At 49.7% G+C, this 539-nt stretch carries 1 protein-coding gene; it reads left to right on the top strand.

The features are described from left to right. On the top strand, nt 1-539 hold a 539-nt coding region (locus GW12_RS06360; RefSeq protein ID WP_034585075.1), incomplete at both ends, for a formyltetrahydrofolate deformylase.

Raw genomic sequence — 539 nt, forward strand, 5'->3', positions numbered from 1 at the left:
TGTCTGTTGAATCTGCTTTACCGTCATCATAAAGGCGAGCTGGATTTTGAAATCACGGCCATTGTTTCCAATCACCTGGATTTACGTCCAATCGCAGAACGCGAAGGCATCCGCTTTATCTACCTGCCGGTCACTAAAGACACGAAAGAACAGCAGGAAGCAGAACTGCTCAAGATTGTCGATGAAACCCAGACCGAACTGGTGATTCTTGCCCGTTATATGCAGATCCTTTCCGATAACCTCTGCAAGCAGCTTGCTGGTCGCGCCATCAATATCCACCACTCCTTCCTGCCAGGCTTTAAAGGCGCCAAACCGTACCATCAGGCTTTTGAACGTGGCGTAAAACTGATCGGGGCTACCGCGCACTTCGTGACGGCTGACCTGGATGAAGGTCCGATCATCGAGCAGGAAGTCCAGCGTGTGGATCATGCCTACTTACCAGATGATTTGGTGGCGATCGGTCGTGATACCGAAACTGTCGCCCTGTCCAAGGCAGTTAAATATTTTGTTGAACATCGTGTTTTTCTGAATGATGACCG

The organism is Acinetobacter sp. HR7 (assembly GCF_000773685.1).
Lineage (GTDB): Bacteria > Pseudomonadota > Gammaproteobacteria > Pseudomonadales > Moraxellaceae > Acinetobacter > Acinetobacter thermotolerans.